The following is a 667-nucleotide window of genomic DNA, read 5'->3' as shown; positions in this document are numbered from 1 at the left end:
TGACGTGGTTTAATTGATACGACTAACCCAGTTAAGACATAATTGATTTAACTGGAGATTGAAATGACAACACGTAAAACCTATTCAAAAGAATTCAAACTTGATGCCATTGCACTGGTACGAGAGCAAAGTTACAGCATTGCTGAAGCCGCTAGAAATTTAGAGGTCACACCTCAGCTACTCGGCCGCTGGATAAAAGAAGCAGAAAATGATGATGGCCATGCATTTCGAGGCAATGGCAAGCTGACACCTGAGCAGGAAGAGATCCGCAAGCTAAAAGCACAAGTAAAGCGCTTAGAAATGGAGCGTGAAATACTAAAAAAAGCGACGGTCTTCTTTGCCAAAGAAACGAAGTAAAATACGCGTTTATTGCCCAAAATAAGAAGACCTGGCCTGTGATATTAATGTGTCACGTGTTGGGTGTGAAAAACAATAATTACTACAGCTATCAAAAGCGGAAGACGATGGCCCCTGTTGATACAGAGCATCAAGAGATGTTGCAGTGGGTGAAAGATATTGCCGAATTTAGCGATAATACCTATGGACAAAGGCGCATTCAAAAGGCATTGAATTCACTGGATTATCCTGTTGGACGCAGGAAAACAGCGCAACTGATGAAAGAAGCAAACGTTTGGGTGCGCTATAAAAAGAAGTATAAAACAACAAC

Annotated in this window: 1 pseudogene; it reads left to right on the top strand. The window is 41.4% G+C overall.

The window, feature by feature from the left end:
- Positions 1–63 precede the first annotated feature (63 nt).
- Positions 64–667 (top strand): annotated as a pseudogene (locus K6Y21_RS21120) (transposase); the annotation flags it as partial.

It is taken from the genome of Motilimonas eburnea, from assembly GCF_021295345.1.
GTDB lineage: Bacteria > Pseudomonadota > Gammaproteobacteria > Enterobacterales > CBDFNC01 > Motilimonas > Motilimonas eburnea.
This window is presented reverse-complemented; position numbering and strand designations above follow the sequence as displayed.